General features: G+C 66.4%; 21 protein-coding genes. 17 read left to right on the top strand and 4 right to left on the bottom strand.

The annotated features are described in order from the left end of the window. Positions 1-87 precede the first annotated feature (87 nt). The 13 genes from pyrR (at position 88) to LFT44_RS10730 (ending at position 15,127) form a co-directional block, all read left to right on the top strand. Entirely contained in the window at positions 88-675 is a 588-nt protein-coding gene (gene pyrR, locus LFT44_RS10790; protein ID WP_236798459.1) for a bifunctional pyr operon transcriptional regulator/uracil phosphoribosyltransferase PyrR, read from the top strand. Continuing rightward, positions 672-1,700: an aspartate carbamoyltransferase catalytic subunit gene (locus LFT44_RS10785; protein ID WP_236798458.1), complete on the top strand. Its 1,029-nt coding sequence runs from the start codon at positions 672-674 to the stop codon at positions 1,698-1,700. The genes pyrR and LFT44_RS10785 overlap by 4 nt, the downstream gene beginning before the upstream one ends. Next, positions 1,700-3,040, top strand: a complete 1,341-nt coding sequence (locus tag LFT44_RS10780; protein WP_236798457.1) for a dihydroorotase — start codon at positions 1,700-1,702, stop codon at positions 3,038-3,040. The genes LFT44_RS10785 and LFT44_RS10780 overlap by 1 nt, the downstream gene beginning before the upstream one ends. After that, positions 3,040-3,558, top strand: coding sequence for a PH-like domain-containing protein (locus LFT44_RS10775; protein WP_236798456.1), 519 nt, complete (start codon positions 3,040-3,042; stop codon positions 3,556-3,558). Before LFT44_RS10780 ends, LFT44_RS10775 begins: the two co-directional genes overlap by 1 nt. A gap of 19 nt (positions 3,559-3,577) precedes the next feature. Beyond that, positions 3,578-4,840 (top strand): glutamine-hydrolyzing carbamoyl-phosphate synthase small subunit, encoded by a 1,263-nt coding sequence (carA, locus tag LFT44_RS10770; RefSeq protein ID WP_236798455.1) that lies wholly within the window; start codon positions 3,578-3,580, stop codon positions 4,838-4,840. Beyond that, positions 4,840-8,154: a carbamoyl-phosphate synthase large subunit gene (gene carB, locus LFT44_RS10765; RefSeq protein WP_236798454.1), complete on the top strand. Its 3,315-nt coding sequence runs from the start codon at positions 4,840-4,842 to the stop codon at positions 8,152-8,154. The genes carA and carB overlap by 1 nt, the downstream gene beginning before the upstream one ends. Next, positions 8,147-9,022: an orotidine-5'-phosphate decarboxylase gene (gene pyrF / locus LFT44_RS10760; RefSeq protein WP_236798453.1), complete on the top strand. Its 876-nt coding sequence runs from the start codon at positions 8,147-8,149 to the stop codon at positions 9,020-9,022. Before carB ends, pyrF begins: the two co-directional genes overlap by 8 nt. A gap of 110 nt (positions 9,023-9,132) precedes the next feature. Next, on the top strand, positions 9,133-9,450 hold the full coding sequence (mihF, locus tag LFT44_RS10755) for an integration host factor, actinobacterial type (RefSeq protein WP_200830713.1): 318 nt from the start codon (positions 9,133-9,135) through the stop codon (positions 9,448-9,450). A gap of 45 nt (positions 9,451-9,495) precedes the next feature. Then, a complete protein-coding gene (gene gmk, locus LFT44_RS10750; protein ID WP_142133756.1) occupies positions 9,496-10,089 on the top strand; it encodes a guanylate kinase in 594 nt (197 codons plus the stop codon). Between the two features lie 15 nt (positions 10,090-10,104). Beyond that, a complete protein-coding gene (gene rpoZ, locus LFT44_RS10745) occupies positions 10,105-10,365 on the top strand; it encodes a DNA-directed RNA polymerase subunit omega (protein WP_236798452.1) in 261 nt (86 codons plus the stop codon). Positions 10,366-10,403: 38 nt separating this feature from the next. Continuing rightward, positions 10,404-11,639 carry a bifunctional phosphopantothenoylcysteine decarboxylase/phosphopantothenate--cysteine ligase CoaBC gene (coaBC, locus tag LFT44_RS10740; RefSeq protein WP_236798451.1) on the top strand — a complete coding sequence of 412 codons (1,236 nt, stop codon included), beginning with the start codon at positions 10,404-10,406 and terminating at the stop codon, positions 11,637-11,639. Positions 11,640-11,746: 107 nt separating this feature from the next. Continuing rightward, the gene (metK, locus tag LFT44_RS10735; RefSeq protein WP_236798450.1) at positions 11,747-12,982 is read left to right on the top strand and encodes a methionine adenosyltransferase; all 1,236 of its coding nucleotides are present in this window, start codon (positions 11,747-11,749) and stop codon (positions 12,980-12,982) included. A 60-nt stretch (positions 12,983-13,042) separates the two neighbouring features. Beyond that, positions 13,043-15,127 (top strand): primosomal protein N', encoded by a 2,085-nt coding sequence (locus LFT44_RS10730; RefSeq protein ID WP_236798449.1) that lies wholly within the window; start codon positions 13,043-13,045, stop codon positions 15,125-15,127. A gap of 13 nt (positions 15,128-15,140) precedes the next feature. On the opposite strand, the gene LFT44_RS10725 is transcribed toward LFT44_RS10730, so the two are convergent. Genes LFT44_RS10725 through LFT44_RS10710 form a run of 4 tightly spaced genes read right to left on the bottom strand, consistent with a single transcriptional unit; the run spans position 15,141 to position 19,008 of the window. After that, on the bottom strand, positions 15,141-16,220 hold the full coding sequence (locus LFT44_RS10725; RefSeq protein ID WP_236798448.1) for a glycosyltransferase family 4 protein: 1,080 nt from the start codon (positions 16,218-16,220) through the stop codon (positions 15,141-15,143). Continuing rightward, positions 16,217-17,146: an alpha/beta fold hydrolase gene (locus LFT44_RS10720; RefSeq protein WP_236798447.1), complete on the bottom strand. Its 930-nt coding sequence runs from the start codon at positions 17,144-17,146 to the stop codon at positions 16,217-16,219. Before LFT44_RS10720 ends, LFT44_RS10725 begins: the two co-directional genes overlap by 4 nt. Positions 17,147-17,153: 7 nt before the next feature. Continuing rightward, on the bottom strand, positions 17,154-18,023 hold the full coding sequence (locus tag LFT44_RS10715) for an aldo/keto reductase (RefSeq protein WP_236798446.1): 870 nt from the start codon (positions 18,021-18,023) through the stop codon (positions 17,154-17,156). A 19-nt stretch (positions 18,024-18,042) separates the two neighbouring features. Continuing rightward, entirely contained in the window at positions 18,043-19,008 is a 966-nt protein-coding gene (locus tag LFT44_RS10710) for a sugar-binding transcriptional regulator (protein WP_236802862.1), read from the bottom strand. Between the two features lie 125 nt (positions 19,009-19,133). Here LFT44_RS10710 and LFT44_RS10705 point away from each other — a divergent pair, with 125 nt between their 5' ends. The 4 genes from LFT44_RS10705 to leuS all read left to right on the top strand — a co-directional run bounded on the left by LFT44_RS10705 (position 19,134) and on the right by leuS (position 26,218). Beyond that, positions 19,134-20,957 (top strand): glycerol-3-phosphate dehydrogenase/oxidase, encoded by a 1,824-nt coding sequence (locus tag LFT44_RS10705; protein ID WP_236798445.1) that lies wholly within the window; start codon positions 19,134-19,136, stop codon positions 20,955-20,957. A gap of 90 nt (positions 20,958-21,047) precedes the next feature. After that, positions 21,048-21,797, top strand: a complete 750-nt coding sequence (locus LFT44_RS10700) for an MIP/aquaporin family protein (RefSeq protein WP_236798444.1) — start codon at positions 21,048-21,050, stop codon at positions 21,795-21,797. Between the two features lie 38 nt (positions 21,798-21,835). Next, positions 21,836-23,350: a glycerol kinase GlpK gene (glpK, locus tag LFT44_RS10695; RefSeq protein ID WP_236798443.1), complete on the top strand. Its 1,515-nt coding sequence runs from the start codon at positions 21,836-21,838 to the stop codon at positions 23,348-23,350. A gap of 342 nt (positions 23,351-23,692) precedes the next feature. Continuing rightward, complete coding sequence (gene leuS / locus LFT44_RS10690; RefSeq protein ID WP_236798442.1) at positions 23,693-26,218, top strand: leucine--tRNA ligase; 2,526 nt, start codon at positions 23,693-23,695, stop codon at positions 26,216-26,218. Positions 26,219-26,252 lie beyond the last annotated feature (34 nt).

The following is a 26,252-nucleotide window of genomic DNA, read 5'->3' as shown; positions in this document are numbered from 1 at the left end:
GGCGGGGCAAGACCGTGTGGTAATTTTGAACAGCAAACATTCCTTTTTTAATTCCGTCCTGTGAGGCGGGGAAAGGGGAGACGAGCGTTGACATCTGTCACCAGCGCACCGGTTCCAGCCAGGGTTGTCCTCAACCAGGCGGACATTGACCGGGCCCTCACTCGTATCGCCCACGAGATCCTCGAAGCCAACAAGGGTTCCCGGGACCTGGTCCTGCTGGGCATTCCCCGCCGCGGTTATCCGCTGGCTGTCCGGCTGGCGGAAAAAATTGCCGCCGCGGATAACGCCGTTGATGCCGCCGCCATCGTAGGCCAGCTTGACGTCACCATGTTCCGTGACGACCTCTCCCACCAGGGAACCCGCCCCCCATACCCCACCAGGCTGCCCCGGACGGGGATTGACAACAAAGTGGTGGTGCTCATCGACGACGTTCTTTACTCCGGCCGCACCATCCGCGCCGCCCTGGACGCACTCGTGGATCTCGGCCGCCCGCGCATCGTCCGGCTTGCAGTCCTGATCGACCGGGGCCACCGCGAACTTCCCATCCGCGCGGACCACGTGGGCAAGAACCTGCCTACGTCCTCAGCCGAAAAGGTCCGGGTCCGGCTGGAAGAGACGGACTCCTCCGACGGCGGAAGCCCGGTCAACGAAGTCGTGATCGAGGGGGGCGCATGAAACACCTCCTGTCGACCGAGGACCTCAGCCTCTCGAACGCCATCCGCATCCTGGACACCGCCGAGGAAATGTCGGCCGTGGGGGAGCGGGAAGTCAAGAAACTTCCTGCGCTGCGCGGCCGCACCGTGGTCAACCTCTTCTTCGAAGACTCCACCCGCACGCGGATCTCCTTCGAAGCTGCCGCCAAGCGGCTCTCAGCGGACGTCATCAACTTCGCCGCCAAGGGATCATCCGTCTCCAAGGGCGAATCCCTCAAGGACACGGCCCAGACACTGTCCGCCATGGGTGCGGACGCCGTCGTCATCCGGCACTGGGCCTCCGGCGCACCCCACCGCCTCGCCGCCACTGACTGGATCGACGCCGCCGTCATCAACGCCGGTGACGGCACGCACGAACACCCCACCCAGGCCCTGCTCGACGCCTTCACCATGCGCCGCCACTGGGCCCGCCTCTCCGGCACAGCGTCTGAAGGGACTGACCTCAAGGGCATGCGGGTGGCCATCGCCGGCGACGTCCTGCACTCCCGCGTGGCGCGTTCCAACGTCTGGCTGCTGCGCACCCTTGGCGCTGAAGTCACCCTGGTGGCCCCACCCACGCTGCTGCCGGTCGGCGTCGACAAATGGCCCTGCAGCGTCAGCTACGACCTCGACCAGACCCTGGCCAACGGCGTGGACGCCATGATGATGCTCCGAGTCCAGGGCGAACGCATGAACGCGTCGTTCTTCCCCAGCACCCGGGAATACTCCCGCCGCTGGGGCTTCGACGACAACCGCCTGCGTGCCCTCGACGACCTCGGCATGACGGACACCATCATCATGCACCCCGGACCCATGAACAGGGGCCTTGAGATCAGCGCCGCCGCCGCCGACTCACCCCGTTCCACCGTCCTCGCGCAGGTCCGCAACGGCGTGTCCGTGCGGATGGCCGCGCTGTACCTGCTGCTCTCCGGAGACACCCGGGAACCAGCCGCACACCGGGCACCGGCCTACGCTGCCGCCGCCCCTTCCCCCAAGGAGAGCAACTGATGGCAGCCAGCACCGGAACCTACCTCATCCAGGGCGCCGCCATCCTGGGCGGGGAGCCTGCGGACCTGCTGATCCGCGACGGCATCATCGCCGAGATCGGCCATGGCCTGTCGGCTGACGGTGGGACCGTCATCGACGCCACCGGGCTGGTGGCGCTGCCCGGCATGGTGGACGTCCACACGCACCTGCGTGAGCCGGGCCGCGAAGACGCCGAGACAGTGGAAACGGGCACCCGGGCCGCGGCACTGGGCGGCTACACCGCCGTGCACGCCATGGCCAACAGCACTCCCGTTGCCGACACCGCCGGCGTGGTGGAGCAGGTCTACACGCTTGGCCTTGCAGCCGGCTGGGTCGACGTCCGCCCGGTGGGCGCCGTAACCGTCGGCCTGGCAGGGGAGCAGCTCGCCGAACTCGGCGCCATGGCCGATTCCCGCGCGCGGGTGCGGATGTTCTCCGACGACGGGATCTGCGTCCATGACCCGGTGCTCATGCGCCGCGCCCTCGAATACGTCAAGGCGTTCGACGGCGTGGTGGCCCAGCACGCGCAGGAACCGCGGCTCACAGCCGGGGCACAGATGAACGAGGGCGACGTGTCCGCCGTCCTGGGCCTCACCGGATGGCCCGCCGTGGCGGAGGAAAGCATCATTGCCCGCGACGTCCTGCTGGCCCAGCACGTTGGCTCCCGCCTGCACGTGTGCCACGTTTCCACGGCGGGCTCGGTCGAGATCATCCGCTGGGCCAAAGAGCGCGGCATCGACGTCACCGCCGAGGTCACCCCGCACCACCTGCTCCTGACCGACGACCTGGTGCGCAGCTACGACCCCGTGTTCAAGGTCAACCCTCCGCTGCGCACCGACGCCGACGTCCAGGCATTGCGCGCGGGCCTGGCAGACGGCACGATCGACGTTGTGGGTACCGACCACGCACCGCACCCCAGCGAACACAAGGAATGCGAGTGGGCGCAGGCTGCCATGGGCATGACCGGGCTGGAAACGGCCCTGTCCGTGGTCCAGGACGCCATGATCGAAACCGGCCTGATGACCTGGGCCGACTTCGCCCGGGTCACCTCCACCGCGGCTGCGAAGATTGGGCGGCTGGCTGACCAGGGCCGGCCCATCGAGGCCGGCGAACCCGCCAACCTCATCCTGGTTGATCCGGCAGCACGCTGGACAGTGGACCCCTTCCAGATGGCCACCATGGGCCGCAACTCCCCGTTCAAGGGCAGGGAACTTCCGGGCAAGGTGGTGGCCACCTTCTTCAAGGGCCACCCCACCGTCCTGGACGGCGCCCTCAACACCCCCCACCCGGAAGCCGCCGCAACCCCGGCAGGCGCTGCCTGATGGACAAAATCCTTCCCGGACTTGCCATGCTGGCGGTTGTCGCCGTCGTCTTTGTCCTCCTCGCCGTTGGCTGGCGCAACCGCCTGAAGCGCCAGTCCGACGTCGAGCAACTGCCCCAGGTGCCCGACGCGCCCGGCGAGCCCACCGCCGCTGCCGACGGGCAGTACGTGGCCACCACCACGGCAGGCGACTGGCTCGACCGGATCGCGGTGCACGGCCTGGGCATCCGTACCAACTCCAGCCTCGAGGTGTATCCGCACGGGGTCCTCTATGAGCGCTCAGGTGCCCCGGCCCTCTACATCCCCGCAGCCTCCCTCACGGGTGTCCGGCAGGACAGCGGTATGGCAGGAAAGTTCGTGGAAAAGGACGGCCTGCTGGTGCTCGCGTGGAGGCATGGTGCCCACGAACTGGACACCGGCTTCCGGACCCGCCGCGCGGCGGACAAGGAAGCTCTGTACCAGGCCCTTCAGGATTTGATTTCGTCAGCCCCCGCGGCTGGTGCCACCAGTGGAAAGTAAGACAGTGAAAGCGAATACATTGACAGCAACCACCTCCGCTCCTGTATCAGCCCCGGCTGCGCTGGTCCTCGAAGACGGGCGCATCTTCCGCGGCACCAGCTACGGCGCCACGGGCACCGCCCTGGGCGAAGCCGTCTTCGCCACCGGCATGACCGGTTACCAGGAAACCATCACCGATCCGTCCTACGCCCGCCAGCTGGTGGTGCAGACGGCGCCGCACATCGGCAACACCGGCGTAAATGATGACGACGCCGAGTCCCGGCGCATCTGGGTGGCTGGCTACATTGTCCGCGACCCCGCGCGCCGGCCCTCCAACTGGCGTTCCGAGCGATCGCTGGACGAAGAGCTGGTGGCCCAGGGCATCGTTGGCATCCAGGGCGTTGACACCCGTGCCATCACCCGGCACCTGCGCGAGCACAAGACCATGCGCGCCGGCATCTTCTCCGGTGAGGCCGCCCAGGTTACGGACAAGGAACTGGTCGACGCCGTCCTGGCGAGCGCCCCCATGGAGGGTTCCCGCCTGGCCGAGGAAGTCAGCGTTGACGAAGCCTACGTGGTGGAACCCAAGGACCACGGATGGGACGGCGACCCCCGCTTCACCATCGCGGCGATCGACCTCGGCATCAAGGCCATGACCCCCGTGCGGTTCGCCGAACGCGGCGTCCGCGTCCACGTGCTGCCCGCCACCGCCACCCTGGAGGACGTCAAGGCGGTCAACCCGGACGGCTTCTTCATGTCCAACGGCCCCGGAGACCCCGCCACGGCCGACGCCCAGGTCAAGCTGCTGCGCTCGGTCCTGGACGAGAAACTGCCCTACTTCGGCATCTGCTTCGGCAACCAGATCCTGGGCCGGGCACTGGGCTTTGGCACGTACAAGCTCCGCTACGGCCACCGCGGCATCAACCAGCCCGTCATGGACCGCCGCACCGGCAAGGTGGAAATCACCTCCCAGAACCACGGTTTCGCCGTCGACGCCCCGCTCGACGGCGCCACCCAGGCACCAGAGGAGCGCTACGGCCGCGTGGAAGTCAGCCACGTCAGCCTGAACGACGACGTCGTGGAAGGCCTGGCCTGCCTCGACATCCCCGCCTTCTCCGTGCAGTACCACCCGGAGGCTGCAGCCGGACCGCACGATGCCGCCTACCTGTTTGACCGCTTCATCGAACTGATGGAAGGCACCCGCGACGGCCGGACCGCCAACCTGTCAAAGGAACCCGTGGATTCCGCGCACTCTGCCGGGGCTGACCACAAAAACGACAACAAGACTGAGGACAAGAAGTAATGCCGAAACGTACAGATCTCAAGAGCGTCCTCGTCATTGGTTCCGGCCCGATCGTCATCGGCCAGGCCGCCGAGTTCGACTACTCCGGCACCCAGGCGCTGCGTGTCCTCAAGGAGGAAGGCCTGCGCGTCATCCTCGTGAACTCCAACCCGGCCACCATCATGACCGACCCCGAGTTCGCCGACGCCACCTACGTTGAGCCCATCACCCCCGAGGTGGTGGAGAAGATCATCGCCAAGGAACGCCCGGACGCCGTGCTGCCCACCCTGGGCGGCCAGACCGCGCTGAACACTGCAATCGCCCTGGACAAGAACGGTGTGCTCGAGAAGTACAACGTGGAGCTGATCGGCGCAAACATCGCCGCCATCGAGCTCGGCGAGGACCGCGAGAAGTTCAAGGGCGTCGTGGAGCGCTGCGGCGCCGAGTCCGCCCGCAGCCACATCATCCACACCATGGACCAGGCTCTCACCGCCGCGGTCGACCTTGGCTACCCCATGGTGGTCCGTCCGTCCTTCACCATGGGCGGCCTGGGCTCGGGCCTGGCTTACAACGAGGAGGACCTGCGCCGCATCGTCGGGCAGGGCCTGCAGTACAGCCCCACCAGCGAGGTGCTGCTCGAAGAAAGCATCCTGGGCTGGAAGGAATACGAGCTCGAGATGATGCGGGACAAGAACGACAACGTGGTTGTTGTCTGCTCCATCGAGAACTTCGATCCCGTAGGCGTGCACACCGGTGACTCCATCACCGTTGCCCCGGCGCTGACCCTCACGGACCGCGAGTACCAGAAGCTGCGCGACGTGGCCATCGCCGTCATCCGCGAGGTGGGCGTGGACACCGGCGGCTGCAACATCCAGTTCGCCATCGATCCCAAGACCGGCCGCGTTGTGGTCATCGAGATGAACCCCCGCGTTTCCCGTTCCTCCGCCCTGGCATCCAAGGCCACCGGTTTCGCCATCGCCAAGATCGCCACCAAGCTCTCCCTGGGCTATACGCTGGACGAGATCCCCAACGACATCACGCAGAAGACGCCCGCGTCCTTCGAGCCCACCCTGGACTACGTGGTGGTCAAGGTCCCGCGGTTCGCCTTCGAGAAGTTCCCCGCGGCCGACAACACCCTTACCACCACCATGAAGTCGGTGGGCGAGGCCATGGCCATGGGCCGCAACTTCACCGAGGCACTCCAAAAGGCCCTGCGCTCCCTGGAACAGAAGGGTTCGCAGCTGGACTTCAGCTCTGTCCCGGAATACGAAGTCGCAGAGCTCATCGAAAAGGCCAAGCGCCCCACCACCGAGCGGCTGCACCAGGTCCAGCGAGCCCTCCTGGGCGGCGCCACCGTGGAACAGCTCTTCGAAGCCACCAAGATTGATCCCTGGTTCCTGGACCAGCTCGAACTGCTGAACGAGGTTTCCCGGGAAATCCGGCAGGCCGGCGCCCTGACCGTCGACATGCTCAAGCGCGCCAAGCGCCACGGGTTCTCCGATGAGCAGATCGGCGCGCTGACGCACAACTCCGAGGCCGTGGTCCGCGGTGTGCGGCAGGCTCTGGGCATCCGCCCCGTCTACAAGACCGTTGACACCTGTGCCGCCGAGTTCGCCGCCTACACCCCGTACCACTACTCGGCCTACGACGAGGAGGACGAGGTTGCGCTGCACTCCAAGCCGTCCATCCTGATCCTCGGCTCGGGTCCCAACCGCATCGGCCAGGGCATCGAGTTCGACTACTCCTGCGTGCATGCCTCCATGGCGCTGCGCAAGGCAGGCTACGAGACCGTCATGGTCAACTGCAACCCGGAAACCGTCTCCACCGACTACGACGTCTCCACCCGCCTGTACTTCGAACCGCTCACGCTCGAGGACGTCCTGGAAGTCATCGCGGCCGAGGAACGCACCGGCGGCGTCATGGGCGTGTTCGTCCAGCTCGGCGGCCAGACCCCGCTGAAGCTCGCCCAGCAGCTGGCCGACGCCGGCGTGCCCATCCTGGGCACCTCCCCGGAGGCCATCGACCTCGCCGAACACCGCGGAGCCTTCTCGCGCGTGCTGGACAAGGCCGGCCTGGTGTCACCCAAGAACGGCACCGCGGTTTCCTTCGAGGATGCCAAGACCATCGCCGATGAAATCGGCTACCCCGTCCTGGTCCGCCCGTCCTACGTCCTGGGCGGCCGCGGCATGGAAATCGTCTACGACGAGCCCAACCTGTCCCGCTACATCGCCAACGCCACGGAGATCACCCCGGACCACCCGGTCCTCATTGACCGGTTCCTGGAGGACGCCGTCGAAATCGACGTCGACGCCCTCTTCGACGGCACCGACATGTACCTGGGCGGCATCATGGAGCACATTGAAGAAGCCGGCATCCACTCCGGTGACTCCGCCTGCGTCCTGCCGCCCATCACCCTGGGGAGCAACGTCATTGAACGCGTCCGGACCGCAACCCGTGCCATCGCTGAGGGCGTGGGCGTGCGCGGTCTGATCAACATCCAGTTCGCGCTGGCCTCCGACGTTCTGTACGTCCTGGAAGCCAACCCCCGCGCGTCCCGGACCGTGCCGTTCGTATCCAAGGCCACCGGCGTCCAGATGGCCAAAGCCGCCGCGCTCATCGGCACCGGCGTGACCATCAACCAGCTGCGCAGTGCCTACAAGATGCTGCCCGAGGTTGGCGACGGTTCCACCCTGCCGATGGACGCCCCCGTCGCTGTCAAGGAAGCGGTGCTGCCGTTCAGCCGGTTCCGCACGCTCGAGGGCAAGGTGGTGGACTCGCTGCTCGGACCCGAGATGCGTTCCACCGGCGAGGTCATGGGCATCGACAAGCACTTCGACACCGCCTTCGCCAAGAGCCAGGCCGGCGCCAACAATGCCCTGCCCACCGAGGGCAAGGTGTTCGTCTCCGTGGCCAACCGGGACAAGCGAGCCGTCATCATGGCGGTCAAGCGGCTCTCGGACCTCGGCTTCGAGATCGTCTCCACCGGCGGCACCGCCGACGTCCTGCGCCGCAACGGACTGCAGGCCACGCCGGTCCGCAAGGTCGCCGAGGGCAGCAGTGCCGAGGGCGAGGGCACCATCGCGGACCTGATCGTCGCGGGCGAGATCGACATGGTCTTCAACACGCCCTCGGGCGGCGAGGCCCGCAGCGACGGCTACGAAATCCGCGCCGCAGCGACCTCCATCGGCATCCCGTGCATCACTACGGTGGCTGAGTTCAACGCCGCGGTCCAGGCCATCGAAGCCATGCGCACTTACGAATGGTCGGTCACCAGCCTGCAGGAGCACGCGGCAGCCCTTGCGGAGTCGCAGAAAGCGGCCCTGCAGCATGCCTGAGCAGGTTCCCGGTTCGCCTGCATCCGGCGCCGGCCGGGAGTCCTTTGGCTCCCGGCTCGGCGCGGCCATGGCCGCCCGCGGCCCGTTATGCGTAGGCATCGACCCGCACCCGGCCCTCCTGAAGGGCTGGGGACTGGACGACGACGCCGCCGGGCTGAGGCGCTTTTCCCTCACCGTCCTGGAAGCGGTGGCTTCGCTCGCTGCCGCGGTCAAGCCGCAGGTGGCGCTTTACGAGCGCCACGGATCTGCGGGCATGGCCGTGCTGGAGGAGGTCCTGGCCACCGCGCGCGACGAATCAGTTCTGACGATCGCCGATGCCAAGCGCGGGGACATTGGTTCCACCATGGCTGCCTACGCCGACGCCTGGCTCCGTGACGAGTCTCCGCTGGCGGCCGATTCCGTCACGCTTAGCCCCTACCTCGGCTTTGAGTCCCTGCGCCCTGCGCTTGACCTGGCGGCAGAGACCGGCCGCGGGGTCTTCGTGCTGGCCCTGACCTCCAACCCGGAGGGCGCCTCCGTCCAGCACGTGGGCGGAAAGGATTCCGTGGCCCGAAGGATCACGGCCGCAGCGGCGGCGGAGAACGTGCGCTATGCAGGAAACCTGGGGTCCGTGGGCCTGGTGGTGGGTGCCACCGTTGGCAGCGCCCTGGCGGATTTGGACCTGGATCTTGCGGCCGTCCGCGGCCCCATCCTGGCACCCGGGCTCGGGGCGCAGGGGGCCACGCCGGCCGACCTTCGGGCCACCTTCGGTGCTGCTTACCCTCTGGTCCTGGGAACGTCCAGCCGCGACATCCTGTCGGCGGGACCGCAGGTCCGCGCCCTGCGTGAGGCCGCCCTGCGGACCCTGGAGGGGCTGCGGGGACAATAGCCTGCAATTGCCCTGACGCATTGATTCACGCTGCACCAGAGGGTAGTTTCAGGACAGGTCCAAGGGCGGCCGCCCTTGGATGAAATCCGCCGACTTCGGGGGTGTCCGTGATGGTCCTGCGACCTTTATCTGCGTCTGAACGGGCCGATGCCCTGGGCAAGGCGGCAGCCGCCAGGGCCACCCGGGCCGCCGCCAAGGAAAGCCTTCGAAACGGCGACAGGTCCGCGGCGGACATCATCAGCTCGGCCCTGGAGGATGACGCGCTGGCCCGCATGAAAGTCTCTGAGCTGCTCGAGGCCCTTCCCGGCATCGGCAAGGTACGGGCCGCCGCGATCATGCAGCAGCTGGGCATTGCAACCTCCCGCAGGGTCAGGGGCCTGGGCGTCCACCAGCGCCGGGCGCTGGTAGATTTTATAGACGAGCATTGAGGCAGGCAGCGCCTGTCTTCCCCCCAACTGCGGCAAAAGGAATACGTGAGCAAGAAACCTGGACTGACAGTCCTCGCAGGTCCGACGGCTGTTGGCAAAGGCACCGTGTCCACCTACATCCGTGACAATTACCCTGAGGTGTGGCTTTCGGTCTCAGCCACCACCCGCGCGCCCCGGCCCGGGGAGGTCGACGGCGTTCACTACTTCTTCAAGTCCAAGGAGGAGTTCGAGCAGCTCATTGCGGATGGTGAACTCTTGGAGTGGGCGGTGGTCCACGGCCAGAACACCTACGGCACCCTGAAGAGCACCGTGAACCGGGCCATCGCTGAAGGCCGGTCCGTGCTGCTGGAAATCGACCTGCAAGGCGCCCGCCAGGTCAAGGCAGCCGTCCCGGACGCCCAGTTCGTCTTCCTGGCCCCGCCCACTTGGGACGAAATGGTCCGCCGGCTGGTGGGCCGGGGCACCGAAACACCGGAAGAACAGCAGCGGCGCCTGGAAACCGCTAAACTGGAACTTGCTGCTGAACCGGAGTTCGACCACACCGTCATCAATGACGACGTCCGCCGGGCAGCGGACGAGCTTGTTTCACTCATGGGGCTGACACCGCATCCACACCTGCCGGAACCGTCAGCCCGCTAGGAATTTGGAGAATTCGTGTCCACGAACCTTGAAGGCATCATCAACCCGCCGATCGACTCGCTGCTCGAAGCAGCCGACTCCAAGTACGGCCTGGTGATCTTCGGTGCCAAGCGCGCTCGTCAGATCAACGCCTACTACGCCCAGCTGCACGAGGGCCTCTTCGAGTATGTCGGGCCCCTGGTCGACACCAAGCTGAATGAAAAGTCGCTCTCGATCGCGCTGCGCGAGATCAACGAAGGCAAGCTGGTTTCCAGGCCGATCGAAGCCGCAGAGTAATCCTGCCGCTGAGCTGAACCGCTGTTGACGGAGGTCACGTGCGCATAGTCCTCGGAGTCGGGGGAGGGATTGCTGCCTACAAGGTGGCATCGCTCCTCCGGCTTTTTACTGAAGCTGGCCATGACGTCACCGTGATCCCCACGGAGGCGTCCACCCGCTTCATCGGAACCGCCACCTGGGAGGCGCTGTCCGGCAACCCCGTGAGCAACAGCGTCTTCGACGACGTGCACCTGGTCAACCACGTCCGCCTGGGCCATGAAGCGGACCTCGTCGTGGTGGCACCCGCCACGGCAGATCTCCTGGCGAAAGCTGCCACGGGCCAGGCCGGGGACCTGCTCACCAACACGCTGCTGATGGCGCACGGCTCCGTGCTGTTTGCCCCTGCGATGCACACGGAAATGTGGCAGCACGCCGCCACCCGCGCCAACGTCGAAACCCTGCGCTCCCGCGGCGCTGCCGTCCTTGAACCCGCCTCCGGCCGTCTCACCGGGACCGACTCAGGTCCTGGAAGGCTGCCCGAGCCCCAGATGATTTTCGACGCAGCCATGGCACTGGTGCAGGGGCAGTCCGACTACCAGCTCCCGCTTGCCGGCCGCACCGTGACCATCAGTGCCGGCGGCACCCGGGAACCGTTGGACCCCGTTCGTTTCCTCGGCAACCGGTCGTCCGGCAAGCAGGGCGTGGCCCTGGCGGTCGCTGCGCGGAACGCCGGCGCCAGCGTGCGGCTGCTGGCAGCCCATATGGACGTTCCACCGCCGGCCGGCGTGGAAGTTGTCCGCGTTGAGACTGCCCTGCAGCTCCGCGAGGCTGCACTGGCCGCCGCTGCCGGGTCCGATGTCATCATCATGTCCGCAGCTGTTGCCGACTTCCGCCCGGCGGCAGTCTCGGACACCAAGATCAAGAAGCGCGACGACACGGCAGATCCGGTCATCACCCTGGTACGCAACCCGGACATCCTGCAGGAGCTCGTGGAGCAGCGCGATGCCGGCCCGGCCCAATCCGGGCAGCTCATTGTAGGGTTCGCGGCCGAGACCGGGGATGGCCAGGGGGACGTCCTGGCGTATGCGGAGGCAAAGCTGCAGCGTAAAGGCTGCGACCTGCTGGTGGTCAACCATGTGGGGACGGACAAAGTCTTCGGGCAGGACTCCAACTCCGTGGTCATCCTTTCGCGCTCCGGCTCCGAACCGCAGGAAGCATCGGGAACCAAGACTGAGGTTTCGGAAGCCATCATCAGACGCATCAGTTCTGAACTGAACCGCGTTGCTTCGAACTGAACGTGTTCGCCTTGGCCTGGGTGTTCCTGGCCACGTTTGCTTAGCACGGGGACATCTACGGACTTCTCCCTGACGGGAGTACCAACACCAACCAGTAAGGTAGTTGAGTGACTTTACCGCTGCACCTTCCCCACACCCACGGGGCCACGCCCTCCGCGCTCCGGCTCTTCACGTCCGAGTCGGTCACTGAAGGCCACCCGGACAAGATCTGCGACCAGATCAGCGACGCCATCCTGGACGCGCTCCTGTCCGCTGATCCAGAGTCCCGCGTGGCCGTGGAGACCATGGCCACCACCGGCCTGGTGCATGTGGCAGGCGAAGTCACCACTGATGCCTACGTCGAAATCCCGCAGATCGTCCGTGAGACCATCCTGGGCATCGGGTACGACTCGTCCGCCAACGGGTTCGACGGCGCCCGCTGCGGCGTGTCCGTTTCCATCGGACAGCAGTCCAACGACATCGCTGGTGGCGTCTTTAACTCCCTCGAGGCCCGCGAAGGCCGCCAAGAGGACGACTACGACCTCCAGGGCGCCGGCGACCAGGGCCTGATGTTCGGCTACGCCAGCGACGAGACGCCGTCCTACATGCCAACGCCCATCTGGCTGGCCCATCGACTCTCCGAACGCCTCACCGACGTCCGCAAGACGGGCCAGCTGGCCTACCTCCGCCCCGACGGCAAGACCCAGGTCACCGTCGGTTATGACAAAGACGTTCCGGTGTCTGTGGAAACCGTGGTGATTTCCAGCCAGCACGCCGAGGGCGCAAGCCTTGAGCAGCTGCGCGCCGACCTCGCCGCCGTCGTGATTGAACCTGTCCTGGCTGCCGCCAACCTGGATATTTCCCGCGCGGCCAACATCCTCAACCCTGCCGGCGAGTTTGTGATCGGCGGCCCTGTGGGCGACGCCGGCCTCACCGGCCGCAAGATCATCGTGGACACCTATGGCGGCATGGCACGCCACGGCGGCGGCGCCTTCTCCGGCAAGGACCCGTCCAAGGTTGACCGCTCCGCAGCGTATGCCATGCGCTGGGTAGCCAAGAACGTGGTGGCCGCGGGCCTGGCCAAGCGCGCCGAGATCCAAATCGCCTACGCCATCGGCCAGGCGCGGCCGGTGGGAACCTACGTGGAGACGTTTGGCACCGAAACCGTGGATCCGGCCCGGATCAGCGAAGCCATCGCCGAAATTTTCGACCTTCGTCCCAGGGCCATCATTGATGCCCTGGACCTTAAGCGGCCCATCTACGCCAAGACAGCCGCCCACGGCCACTTCGGCCGGGATGACCCCGACTTCACCTGGGAGCGGCTGGACCGGGTTGACGACCTGAAGGCGTACTTCAACGCCTAATGTCAGTGGCCGGTGCTTTGCTGTTCGTGTCAAACCGGTAGCTGAACGGAGGTAACTGTCATGGGTTCTGACAGCTCCGTCCAGCCAACCCTTTTGCAGGGTTTCCCCGCACGCAAAATGCCCGGCGGCGTTGCAGTTGCTGCCCAACTGCCGGTGGCAAGGGTCCTGGTTGAGTCCTCCCTGCCACACCTCGACCGCCCCTTCGACTATGCCGTCCCTGAGCCGCTGGAACAGGTCGCCCAGCCGGGAACCCGGGTGAAGGTCAAGTTCAACGGCCAGGACCTCAGCGGATACCTCCTTGAGCGGCTGGAGGAGTCCGACGCCGGACACACCCTTGTGCCCCTGGCTAAGGTGGTGTCCCCGGTCCAGGTCCTCACACCCGCCGTCAGGGACCTTGCCACCGCCGTTGCTGCCCGTTACGCCGGTACCGTCAGCGATGTCCTCCGACTGGCGGTGCCGCCGCGGGTGGCGAAACTTGAAAAGGACTATCCCCACTCGCTGGGCGCGGAGGAGGCGGTGCCCGCGCCCGAGGCTGCGGGAACCCCCGCCGTTTCCGCCTGGGGTGCGTACCGCACAGGTGCTGCTTTTCTCCGGCACCTGGCGGGTGGGGGCTCGCCCCGCGCCGTCGTCAACCCCCTCCAGGGGTACGGGCCCGCAGGCTGGCCGGACCTGCTGGCCCAGGCCGCTGCTGCCGCCTATGCCTCCGGCCGGGGATCAGTGCTGGTGGTACCCGACTACCGGGATCTGGACCGGCTCGAGGAAGCGCTCAACGGGCTGGTGCCGTCCGAGGCCGTGGCCCGCCTCACCGCAGATGACGGCCCCACGCCGCGGTACCGCAACTTCCTGCGACTGCTCGCCGGCACCGCGAGAATCGCCATCGGCACGAGGTCCGCCGCGTTCGCCCCTGTTCAGGACCTGGGGCTGGTGGCCTGCTGGGACGACGGCGACGACCTTCACATCGAGCAGCGCGCACCATACGCCCATGCCCGGGAGGTCCTGCTCCTGCGGGCCGAGCAGGAAGGCACCGCCTGCCTGCTTGCCGGACATGCCCGCAGCACCGAAGTGCAGCGGTTGGTGGAAGCCGGGTGGGCCGTCCCGGTCGAAACCGAGCGTGGAACCCTCCGCAGGACCGTTGCCCGCGTCGTGAGCACTGCGGACAGCTTCGAACAGGCGCGCGATCCCTTGGCCACCCTCGCCCGCCTCCCGCACGCGGCATGGCAGGCCGCCAAGGAAGGACTGGAACGCGGGCCCGTGCTGGTGCAGGTGGCCAGGGCGGGTTACGCGCCCTCGCTGGTATGCGAAACGTGCCGTGAACCGGCCCGCTGCGGCCGCTGCCAGGGACCCCTGGCGCTGGCCGGAACATCAGCGCTGCCGCAGTGCCGCTGGTGTTCCACCCCGGCACCCGACTGGAAGTGTTCCCACTGCGGGGGCCGGAGGCTGCGCAAAGGCGCCACCGGAGTGCTGCGCACCGCTGAGGAACTTGGCCGCGCATTTCCCGGCACAACAGTCATCACGTCCTCCGGGGACCAAGTGAAGGCCAGGGTGGGCCCCGGCAAGGCGCTGGTCGTGGCCACGGTGGGGGCCGAACCTGTCGCAGAGGACGGCTACGCTGCCGCCCTGCTCCTGGACGGGGATTCCCTGCTCCGCCGCGAAACCCTCCGTGCCGGCGAAGACACCGTGCGGCGCTGGTTCAACGCTGCAGCCCTGGTCCGTCCCGCCCCGGACAAGGGTCTGGTGGTGGTTACGGCCTCGGACGCAGCCGCCACCGGCGCGCTGCTGCGGTGGGATCCGGCAGGATACGCCCAGCGCGAGCTGTCCCTCCGAACGGGGCTGCAGCTGCCCCCGGCAGTGCGGATCGCATCGGTGACGGGGCCGCGGGCTGCCGTGGAACACTTCACCGGCGCCGTGGAAGCGGACCTCGCACGCGCCGGAATAACGCTCCGCGCCGCAGGCCCGGCGCCGCTGCTGCTGACCGCACCGCCCTCCGGCAGGCGCTCGGCCGAAGACGTACGGACCCTGCTGTTCTTCCCGTACGGCCAGGCGTCCGCCGTCGTCCGCGTCCTAAGGGTCACCCGGGCAGCCGTGGCGGCCAAACGTGCCATCGACCCAGTGCAGCTGCGCTTGGACGGTGTGGATGTGCTCTGAGGGTTGACCTGCTCTAGGCCCGCTGCCTTTTCGCCATGACCTCGTGCGCCGCTTCCACCAGCTGGCGTGCCGACTCGTCCCAGCTGAACTCGCTTGCCCGCGCAATGGATCGCCGGGACAGATCCTGCCAGTGCGCATCATCCTGCAGTCGTGATACCGCGTCCGCGAACTGCCCCGGGGACTCGGGGTCCACATAGAGTGCGGCGTCCGCACCCACTTCCCGGAAGATCGGAATGTCGCTGGCGATCACCGGGGTGCCCAAGGCCATGGCCTCGACCAGGGGAAGTCCATACCCCTCGGCCCTGGACAGGCTCACCAGTGCAGTGGCCCGGCGCAGCAGCGCGTCATACTCCGCATCCGTCACGCCGTTGTGGAACACCACGGAGGCGCCCGGCGGAATGATGCGTTCCAGTTCGGCGCGCCGCTGGGGCGTTATGCGGCTGAGCAGGTGCAGGGTGTAGCCGGGCAGCCCGGCCATACCCGCCACCATGGTCTCCACATTCTTGTACGGCATGAACGAGCCCATGTAGATGATGGTTTTGTCGGCTCCACCAGACGGGTTGCGGGGTTCCTGGGCAGGCTGCGGGGCGTTGGCGATGATGCGCACGGGCCGGCCCGTTAGCCGGTACTTGGCCATCAGGGCCTCTGTAGTGCGGCTGATGGTGGCTACGATGTCCGCGCGGTTGAGGAGCAGGCGCTGCGGCCAGAAAGCCTTGTGGTACAGCCGCCAGAGCACGCGCACGGGTGCGGGCAGGAAACCCGGGGGAGCGGGGTGCTCGTAGTAAATGAGGTCGTGCAGGGTGAGGATGAGGCCGTACTTGCGGCCCCAGGTGCCCATGGTCTGCATGGGGCACACCACCACGTCCGCTCCAATGCCGTTGACCGTCCGGGCGACGAACAGCTCGCGGGGGGAGAGCGGGCTGCTGATGAGCGTGTACGGAACGTCCGGCAGGAGGGCCAGCTGCCGGACATCGGAGACCAGCATGGACACGTCGGCGATCTTCGCCGTGGCAGCAATCAGGCTTGCTCCGTAGCGGCTGATGCCGTCGTGGTGGTCGGTGCGGGTGAAACGTGCATCGATGACAATCTTCACGCGGGGTGGTCCTCCAGGAAGCTGCGGATGTAGCGGGCGGCCGGTTCCGGCGTTTCGTAATGGATCAGGTGTCCGACGCCGGGGATCACCTTCAGTTGCCCGTCCGGCAGCAGAGCCAGGAGGCGGTGCTGGTTGGGAAGGGTGGCAATTTCGTCCTTTTCGCCGGCGATCAGCAACACAGGAAGGTCCAAGCGGTCCGCCACCTCCGCCACATGGTTGCTGACGGAGGCCGTGAAGGACTCCAGCAGGCTGTCCCGGTCGGCGAAGGAACTGAAATAGGCGTGGTGCTGTCCGTGGATGTAGGCGCGCAGCTCCCTGTCGCGCGTCTTGGCCATGGTTTCGCTCATCACCCGCACAATCAGCGGATTGCGCAAAAGCGCCAGCCCGGGCTTCCGGGGAAGCCGGGCCGCCAGCCGGTAGTAGAGCACGGCCAGCCGGGTCATCACGCCCTTGGGTCCCTCCAGCGCCGGGGCGGCGATGGGGTTGATGAGGATCAATGGGTTTACGCTGTCCGGGTTGTTGGCCACGAAGTGTGACGCCACGATGGAGCCGAAGGAATGTCCCAACAGCACGGTGTCCGGCCCCAAGCCCTGGGATGCCATGAAATCGGTGATGAACTGTCCGTAACGCTCCACCGAGTGCGGGTCGCTGGCGAAAGCGTCGGAACTGCCAAAGCCTGGCAGGTCCGGCATGATGACACGCATGTCCGGGAGCTGGTCCGCCATGCGCAGGAGCCCGTGGTGGTCGCCGCGGAACCCGTGGACCACCAGGATGGTCCGGGTATGCCGCGTCTCTTGGAGGGGTTCGTAGGTCCAGAAGGCCACCGTTCCGCCGTCGAGGGTCACGGTTGAGGCGGACGTGCGGGCGGCAAGGCCGGGGCTCAGGTACGCCGGCGCAGGGGCGATCTCCGGGTTCACAGTATTCATGCCCGGCCTAGTTGACGGTGTCCGGGTGGGACCCGGTCCGCTGCCCGCGGTCCAGCTCCTTGATGGCCGCCAGGTCACGCTCTGAAAGCTCGAAACCGAAGACGTCGAGGTTCTCCCGGATCCGCGCTTCGGAGCTGGCCTTGGGGATGGCGATGTTTCCCAGCTGCATGTGCCAGCGGAGGACCACCTGAGCCGGCGTCCTGCGGTGCTCCGCGGCGCAGGCCTGGATGACGGGGTCGGCAAGGACCTGTCCTCGGCCCAGCGGACTCCATGCCTCCGTGTGGATTCCGAGTTCCGCGTGCTTGCTGCGCAGTTCTTCCTGCTGCAGCCAGGGGTGGAGTTCGATCTGGTTGACGGCGGGGACCACTTCGGCGCTTTGCAGCAGGCGGTCGAGGTGCGCCGGCTGGAAGTTGCTCACGCCAATGGCACGGACCCTGCCTTCACGGTAAAGCGTCTCGAGCGCGCGGTAGGTTTCGGGGAACAAGCCGCGGCGGGGGCAGGGCCAGTGGATCAGGTACATGTCCACGTAGTCCAGGCCCAGGTTGACCATGGAGTCGTCGAATGCCCGCAGCGTGGCGTCGTAGCCGTGGTGGTCATTCCACACCTTTGTGGTAACGAACACGTCTTCGCGGCCCAGGGGCGGGAAGAGCTCCCCGGAACCACCGCTGCCGGCCCCGGCGCCCAGCTGGGAACTGATGCCCCTCGCCACGCCGGTTTCGTTGCCGTACATGGCGGCCGTATCGAAGTGCCGATACCCAACGGCGAGCGCGGTGGCCACCAGGCCTTCCGCGTCTGCTGCCGGCACTTTGTAGAGCCCGAAGCCGAGCTGGTCTATCAGCACGCCATTGTTCAGGCTGAGCCGGGGTGAGGTTCTCATGGCACCGACTCTACCCACTTCAGCTGGTCAGCCCCTCGTAATCGACCAGGCGGCGGGCAGTTGCTTCATCAAGGATCAGATCGGTGGCGAGCCGCGCCGCCAGGGCTCCGCGCAGGCCGTTGATCTTGGACACCCCCGACACCACGCAGATCCTGCGGCGGACCTGCCGCAGCTGGGCCAGCGCAGGGCCGGTGGACCGTTCGTTCAGGACGATCCCGTCGGAGGAACCGTCGGCCCGGAAGAAAACGGTGGCCACGTCACCCACGACGTCGGAGTTGGCGAGCGCGTTCAGGTCGTCCTCGTCCAGGTACCCGCCTGCGTAAACATGGCTGGGGTAGTCGGCGTGCACGGAACCGACACCGAAAATGGCGATGCTCATCTTGGCCTGCAGCTCCAGGACGCGCTGTACGCTGCGTTCATTCCACATGGCCGTCTTGGTGGCGGCGTGGTCAAAAAAAGCCGGGACGGGAAACTGCTCCACCCGGGCCCCGTAAGCGCTGCCGAACCTGCGCATGATGTCGCTTGCATAGGTAATGCCCGTGGTGTGCATGTTGCCGGCACCGTTGAGCTGGACGATGACGCTGTCATGCGTGATCTTCCTGGTGAGGTGCCTGCTCACCGCACTGAGGGTCGACCCCCAGGCCACCCCGATGATGGCGTTGGAGTCCACCAGGGGCCCGATGGTCCGGGCCGCCTGCATGGCTACCCGGTCCAGGGTCTCCGCCTCGTTGAGCGTCCCGAGGATCGGAACCACATGGACATCCAGGTTGTACCGGCGTCGGATCATCCCCTCCAGCTCCGGGCCGGTGTCCAGGGGGTTGCGGATTTGGATCTGCACCAGGCCGGACTCCCTGGCGGAGGACAGGAGGCGGGAAACAGTGGACCGGGAGGTGCGCAGTTCACGTGCTATCGCATCCATCGTCAGGTCCTGCAGATAATACATTTGTGCAGCTCGGAGGGCATCTTGGTCGCGGGAAAGTGCCATCTCAGTTCCGTTCTGCACGTTTGTGCATAGTCCTTGACTCCATTTTCCATTTCTCCGAACAATAGAGCAGAACGGCGGCGCCACCAAGCGGTGTCCGCATCACACAAAGCCCCAAGGGAGTAGTTTTGGGACCCAAGGATTCATCTGCTCAACCCTCTGTCAGCGCGCCCCTTCCAGGGGCCGAACGCCCCTCGGTCCACAGCCTGCGGCGCCGCCCCCACGCGAAGGTGCTGGTAGTGGGAGGTGGCATCAACGGCGTTGGCACGTTCCGTGACCTGGCCCTGCAGGGCGTGGACGTCGCACTGGTGGAGCGCGGTGACTACTGCCAGGGTGCAAGCGGCGCATCCTCGCACATGATCCACGGCGGCATCCGCTACCTCGAAAACGGTGAATTCCGCCTGGTCCGTGAGTCCGTGGTGGAACGCAACCGCCTGCTGAAGATTGCCCCGCACTACGTCAAGCCTTTGCAGACAACAATCCCGATATTCAGCACCTTCTCCGGGATCCTGTCCGCACCGCTGCGCTTCCTGACGCACAAGCAGCAGGGCAAGCCCAAGGAGCGCGGCGCGTTCCTCATCAAGGCCGGCCTCAGCCTCTACGATTCGTTCTCCCGTGACGGCGGGACGGTGCCGCGACACCAGTTCCGCACCCACAAGGCGGCCCTCCAGGAGCTCCCGGATCTCCGCCCCGACGTCAAATACACGGCGACCTACTTCGACGCCTCCGTCCACAACCCGGAGCGGCTGACGCTCGACGTCCTGCAGGACGGCGAAAAGGCAGGCCGCGCGGGCAATGCCCAGGCCGCCGGAGCGCAGGGGAACACTGCCCGGGCCAGCAACTACCTCTCACTGCAGTCGATGTCGTCCGCACCCAACCCGGGGACTGGCCGTGGCAGCACGGTCCGGCTTCGCGACGAACTCACCGGTGAAGAATTCGACTTCACGGCTGACATCATCGTCAACACCACCGGGGCATGGGTGGACCTCACCAACGAGTCCATGGGCGCTGCATCGTCCTTCATGGGCGGCACCAAGGGCTCGCACATCGTGCTTGACCACCCCGGCCTCCTCGCGGCCTGCCGCGGACGCGAAATCTTCTTCGAGCACACCGACGGCCGGATCGTCCTCATCTACCCCATGGGCGACCGCGTACTGGTGGGCACCACCGACGTGGATGCGGACATGACGGAGGACGCCATCTGCACGGATGAGGAGATCCAGTACTTCTTCGACCTCATCGGCCACGTCTTCCCCTCGATCGACGTGACGCCCGACGACATCGTCTACACCTTCTCCGGTGTGCGCCCCCTGCCGAGCCACGACGCCACGCAGCCCGGCTTCGTCTCCCGCGACTACCGTATTGAACGCCGCGCCTCCGGCGACAACGGAAGCGGTGCCATCGTCCTGAGCCTGGTGGGCGGCAAGTGGACCACCTTCCGTGCCCTTGCCGAGCACCTGACCAACGACGTCCTCTCCGAACTCGGCGTACAGCGGAAAGTGTCGACGGCGCAGCTCCCCATCGGCGGCGGCGCCGGCTTCCCGGCCGATGAGGCCGGCGAACAGAAATGGATCAAGGCACACATGGGCGCCGGCCGTGACGCAGACCGCACAGCCGGACTGCTGACCCGCTACGGGACACGCGCCGAAGCAGTGATCTCGTACCTCGATGCGGAACCCGACCAGCCACTGCGCTCCACCCGCGAACTCACTGTCCGTGAACTGGGGTTCATGGCGGCGAATGAGCAAGTGGGGCACCTGGTGGATGTGTTCATCCGGCGCACCTCCCTTGCCTTCCGCGGACTGGTCACCGGAGAACTTCTCAATGAAGTGGCCGAGGTGTTGTCCGTCCCGCTCAAGTGGGACGCCGCAACCCGCGCTGCTGAGATCAAGCACGCCCAGGACGTGCTGCAGCGTTTCCACCGCGTGGAAACGCACAGCCTGGTCTCCTAAGGCCGGGCAGCCGGCCGGGACGCGCCAGCGTCCCGGCCAACGGTTCTTCACCCACGGAGAACCGACAACTAAACAAAGAAGGAGTCAAAGATGTCTCTAGGAATAGTCTTCCTCTCCGAAGTCTTTGGCACGGCAATGCTGACCCTGTTGGGTTGCGGCGTCGTTGCCAACGTGGCTTTGCGGGGGACAAAAGGCAATGGCGGCGGTTTCCTGATGGTCACGTGGGGATGGGGTATCGCCGTGTTCTGCGGCGTATTCGTTGCCGCCAAGTCGGGCGCGCACCTGAACCCGGCTGTCACTCTTGGCCTGCTGCTCAACGGCAAAGCCGAGTATGCCCCCGGCGTCGCCGTGGATTTCGCATCTACCCTCACCTACTTCGGGGGCGAGATGGTCGGCGCTTTCCTTGGCGCAGTCGTCTGCTGGCTGGCGTACAAGCAGCACTTCGATGACGAACCGGAACCCGCCGGCAAGCTTGGAACCTTTTCCACCGGCCCTGCCATCCGATCCACCTCATGGAACCTCATCACCGAGATCATCGGCACTTTCGTCCTGGTTTTCGTCATCCTCACTTTGGGCGGCACCCCCTCCGGCCTGGGCCCGCTCGCCGTCGCCCTGCTGGTGGTCGGCATCGGTGTTTCCCTTGGCGGCCCCACCGGCTACGCCATCAACCCCGCCCGTGACCTCGGCCCCCGCATCGCCCACGCTGTGCTTCCCATCAAGGGCAAGGGTTCCAGTGACTGGGCCTACTCCTGGATCCCCGTCGTCGGACCGCTGGTCGGCGGCGCGCTCGGCGGCCTGGTGGCCCGCATTGTTCCCATCATCGTCACGGCTGCTGCCTGACCCACACCCATTCAACCAACAAAGACAAGGACGTCATCATGAACCAGTACGTAATCGCCATTGACCAGGGCACCACCAGCACGCGCGCCATCATTTTCGACCACAGCGGCGCCATTGTCTCCAGTGGACAGATGGAACACGAGCAGATCTTCCCGCAGGCCGGCTGGGTGGAACACGACGCAACGGAAATCTGGAACAACACCCGTGAGGTCATTGGCTCGGCCCTCTCCAAGGCGAACCTGACGCGGCACGATATCGCCGCCGTCGGCATCACCAACCAGCGTGAAACGGCCGTGGTGTGGGACAAGACCACGGGCAAGCCCGTGTACAACGCCATTGTCTGGCAGGACACCCGCACCCAGGACATCGTGGACCAGCTGGCCAAAGACGGCGGGGCAGACCGCTTCAAACAAAAAGTGGGCCTGCCGCTGGCCACCTACTTCTCCGGCACCAAGATCAAATGGATCCTGGACAACGTTGACGGCGCCCGGGAAAAGGCCGAGGCCGGGGACCTGGTCTTCGGCAACACCGACGCCTGGGTCCTGTGGAACCTGACCGGTGGCGTTGACGGCGGCGTTCACGTCACCGACGTCACCAACGCTTCCCGCACCCTGTTCATGGACCTCGAAACCCTGCAGTGGGACGACGAAATCCTCGGCATCTTCGGCGTACCGCGCAGCATGATGCCGGAAATCAAGTCCTCCTCGGAGGTTTACGGCACCGTCCACAGCTCCCAGCTGCTCCGCGAGACGCCGGTGGCCGGCATCCTTGGCGACCAGCAGGCCGCAACGTTCGGCCAGGCCGCCTTCGACGCCGGTGAAGCCAAGAACACCTACGGCACAGGCTGCTTCCTGATCTTCAACACCGGCGAGGAAATCGTCCACTCCAAGAACGGCCTCCTCACCACCGTCGGGTACAAGCTCGGCGACGCCAAGCCGCATTACGCCCTCGAAGGGTCAATCGCGGTCACCGGCTCCCTGGTGCAGTGGCTTCGGGACAACCTGGGCATGATCAGCAGCGCACCGGAAGTGGAGACGCTGGCAGCGGCGGTCAAGGACAACGGCGGTGTCTACATCGTCCCGGCCTTCTCCGGCCTGTTCGCCCCGTACTGGCGCTCCGATGCCCGCGGCGCAATCGTCGGCCTGACCCGGTTCGTGAACAAGAACCACATTGCCCGGGCCGCGCTGGAAGCCACCGCGTTCCAGACCCGCGAGGTCCTGGACGCGGTCAACGCGGACTCAGGCGTGCCGCTGAGCGAATTGAAGGTCGACGGCGGCATGGTGGCCAATGATGCCTTGATGCAGTTCCAGGCGGACATCCTTGGCGTCCCGGTCATCCGCCCCAAGGTCATCGAGACCACCGCGCTGGGTGCTGCCTACGCGGCAGGCCTGGCCGTCGGGTTCTGGAAGGACCTGGGCGAATGCTCCGCCAACTGGTCCGAGGACAAGCGCTGGGAACCGCAGATGGACCAGGCCGAACAGGACCGCCAGATGCGGCTCTGGAAGAAGGCGGTCACCAAGTCCATGGATTGGGTCGACGAGGACGTGAAGTAGCCCGCAGCTGGCCCTGAGAGGGGCCGGAGACTCCCGCCCGCCCGCTTCGCGGTGCCCACCACACCATGGCGGGGAGTCTCCGGCCCCTCTCTTCCGGCTGCTGCCACCTCAGCCGCTCGATTGCGACTTACGCTGAGGGGGTGTGCAGGTGCGCTAAAGTAGATTCATGCGTGCGATCCTTCTGCTTAGTTAGCCGCCGGCTCCGATTATCGGACAGCTGAGCGGCAGCCCCTCCCTTCGTGAGGGGCTTTTGTGTGTCCGGGGCTTTGCGCCGGACCGGCAGCAGGGGGATCAGGCCGTTATGGCAGCACAAATGCCGTAACAGAACAGAAGAGGGCAGCAGTGGGCGTTCAGCCGGAGACAGAGACCGGAACAGCAACAACAGTATCGGCGGAGCCTGAAGAGGGCACCTACAGTTTCACCGCCATTGAGGCCAAATGGCCCCAGGTGTGGGAGGACCTCAAGGTCTTCACCCCTGTGGACGACGGGTCCCGGGAGCGCCGCTACGTGCTTGACATGTTCCCGTACCCCTCAGGTGACCTGCACATGGGCCACGCGGAAGCGTTCGCCATGGGCGACGTGGTGGCCCGCTACCTGCGCCAGCAGGGCTACGACGTGCTGCACCCAATCGGCTGGGACTCCTTCGGCCTGCCCGCGGAAAACGCCGCCATCAAGCGCAACGCCCACCCCAGTGAGTGGACCTACGCCAACATCGACACCCAGGCAGCGTCCTTCAAGCGGTACGCCATCTCCGCCGACTGGTCGCGCCGCCTCCACACCTCCGACCCCGAGTACTACCGCTGGACCCAGTGGCTGTTCAAGCGGTTTTACGAGCGCGGACTGGCCTACCGGAAGAACTCCCCGGTGAACTGGTGCCCCAAGGACCAAACCGTCCTGGCCAACGAGCAGGTTGTCAACGGGGCCTGTGAGCGCTGCGGCACCACGGTCACCAAGAAGTCCCTGAACCAGTGGTACTTCAAGATCACTGACTACGCGGACCGCCTGCTGGACGACATGGAAGAGCTGCGCGGCCACTGGCCCGAGCGCGTCCTGGCCATGCAGAAGAACTGGATCGGCCGGTCCGAGGGTGCCCACGTCAACTTCGTGATCGAGGCCGACGGCGGCAAGCCCGCCAAGGAGGTCACGGTCTTCACCACCCGCCCGGACACCCTCTACGGGGCAACGTTCTTCGTGGTGGCAGCCGACGCGCCGCTCGCCGTCGAACTCGTTACCGACGAGCACGCCGCCGCCCTGGACGAATACCGCGAACGGGTCAAGGCACTCTCCGAAATCGAACGCCAGTCCACCGAGCGAGAAAAGACCGGCGTCTTCACCGGCCGCTACGCCGTCAATCCCCTGAACGGCGAGAAGCTGCCCGTCTGGGCCGCCGACTACGTCCTGGCGGACTATGGCACGGGCGCCATCATGGCCGTGCCGGCCCACGACCAGCGCGACCTCGACTTCGCCCGCGCCTTCGGCCTGCCCGTCCGGGCCGTCCTGGACACGGGCGAGGAGGACCCTGCTGTTTCCGGCACGGCCACCGCGGGGGAGGGCACCCTGATCAACTCCGGCGAGCTCAACGGCCTGCCCAAGGCCGAGGCCATTCCTGCCGCCATCGCCATGCTGGAGCGGCAGGGCACGGGTGAGAAGTTCGTGAACTTCCGGCTCCGCGACTGGCTGCTGAGCCGCCAGCGCTTCTGGGGCACTCCCATCCCCATCATCCACTGCCCGTCCTGCGGCGAAGCTCCAGTTCCTGATGAGCAACTGCCGGTCACCCTGCCCTCGGACCTCCGCGGCGAGGACCTGGCTCCCAAGGGCACCTCGCCGCTGGCCGCCGCTGAGTCCTGGGTCAATGTCGAGTGCCCCACCTGCCACGGCCCCGCCAAACGGGACACCGACACCATGGACACGTTCGTGGACTCGTCCTGGTACTTCCTGCGGTTCGTATCGCCGCACTACACGGAGGGCCCCTTCGATCCGCAGAAGATCAACGACTGGATGCCTGTCGGCCAGTACGTGGGCGGCGTGGAGCACGCCATCCTCCACCTGCTGTACGCGCGGTTCTTTACGAAGGTCATTCATGACCTGGGCATGATCGATGCGGACGAACCCTTCAGCGCACTCCTCAACCAGGGCCAGGTGCTCAACGGCGGCAAGGCCATGAGCAAGTCGCTGGGCAACGGTGTTGATCTCGGCGAACAGCTGGACAAGTACGGTGTGGACGCTGTCCGCCTGACCATGGTGTTCGCTTCCCCGCCCGAGGACGACGTGGACTGGGCCGACGTTTCGCCGTCGGGCTCCGCCAAGTTCCTGGCCCGGGCGTGGCGCCTGGCCCAGGATGTCACCAGCGGGCCCGGTGCCGATTTCGCCGCGGGCGACCGCGCACTGCGCTCGGTCACGCACCGCACCATCGCCGATGCAGCTGAGCTCCTGGACGCCAACAAGTTCAACGTGGTGGTGGCCAAGCTGATGGAACTGGTCAATGCCACCCGCAAGGCGATTGACTCCGGGGCAGGAGCATCCGACCCGGCAGTCCGCGAGGCGGCCGAGGCAGTGGCCGTGATCCTCAGCCTGTTCGCGCCGTACACGGCCGAGGACATGTGGAACCTGCTGGGCCACCCCGCCTCCGTTGCCAATGCGGGCTGGCCGGTGCACGATCCTGCGCTCCTGGTCCAGGAGACGGTCACTGCCGTTGTCCAGGTCCAGGGCAAGGTCCGTGACCGGCTGGAGGTTTCCCCGGATGTTTCCGAGGACCAGCTGCGCGAGCTGGCCCTGGCGTCGGAGAACGTGCAGCGTGCCCTTGACGGCCGGGGCATCAGGACAGTGATCGTCCGTGCCCCTAAGCTGGTGAACATCGTCCCGGCATAGCCGCATCCGCAGCATGGGCCGGCCGTCGGGGGTT

The organism is Arthrobacter sp. FW306-05-C (assembly GCF_021801725.1).
GTDB lineage: Bacteria > Actinomycetota > Actinomycetes > Actinomycetales > Micrococcaceae > Arthrobacter.
The sequence above is the reverse complement of the archived record's forward strand: the minus strand, read 5'-3'. Positions and strand labels throughout refer to the sequence as shown.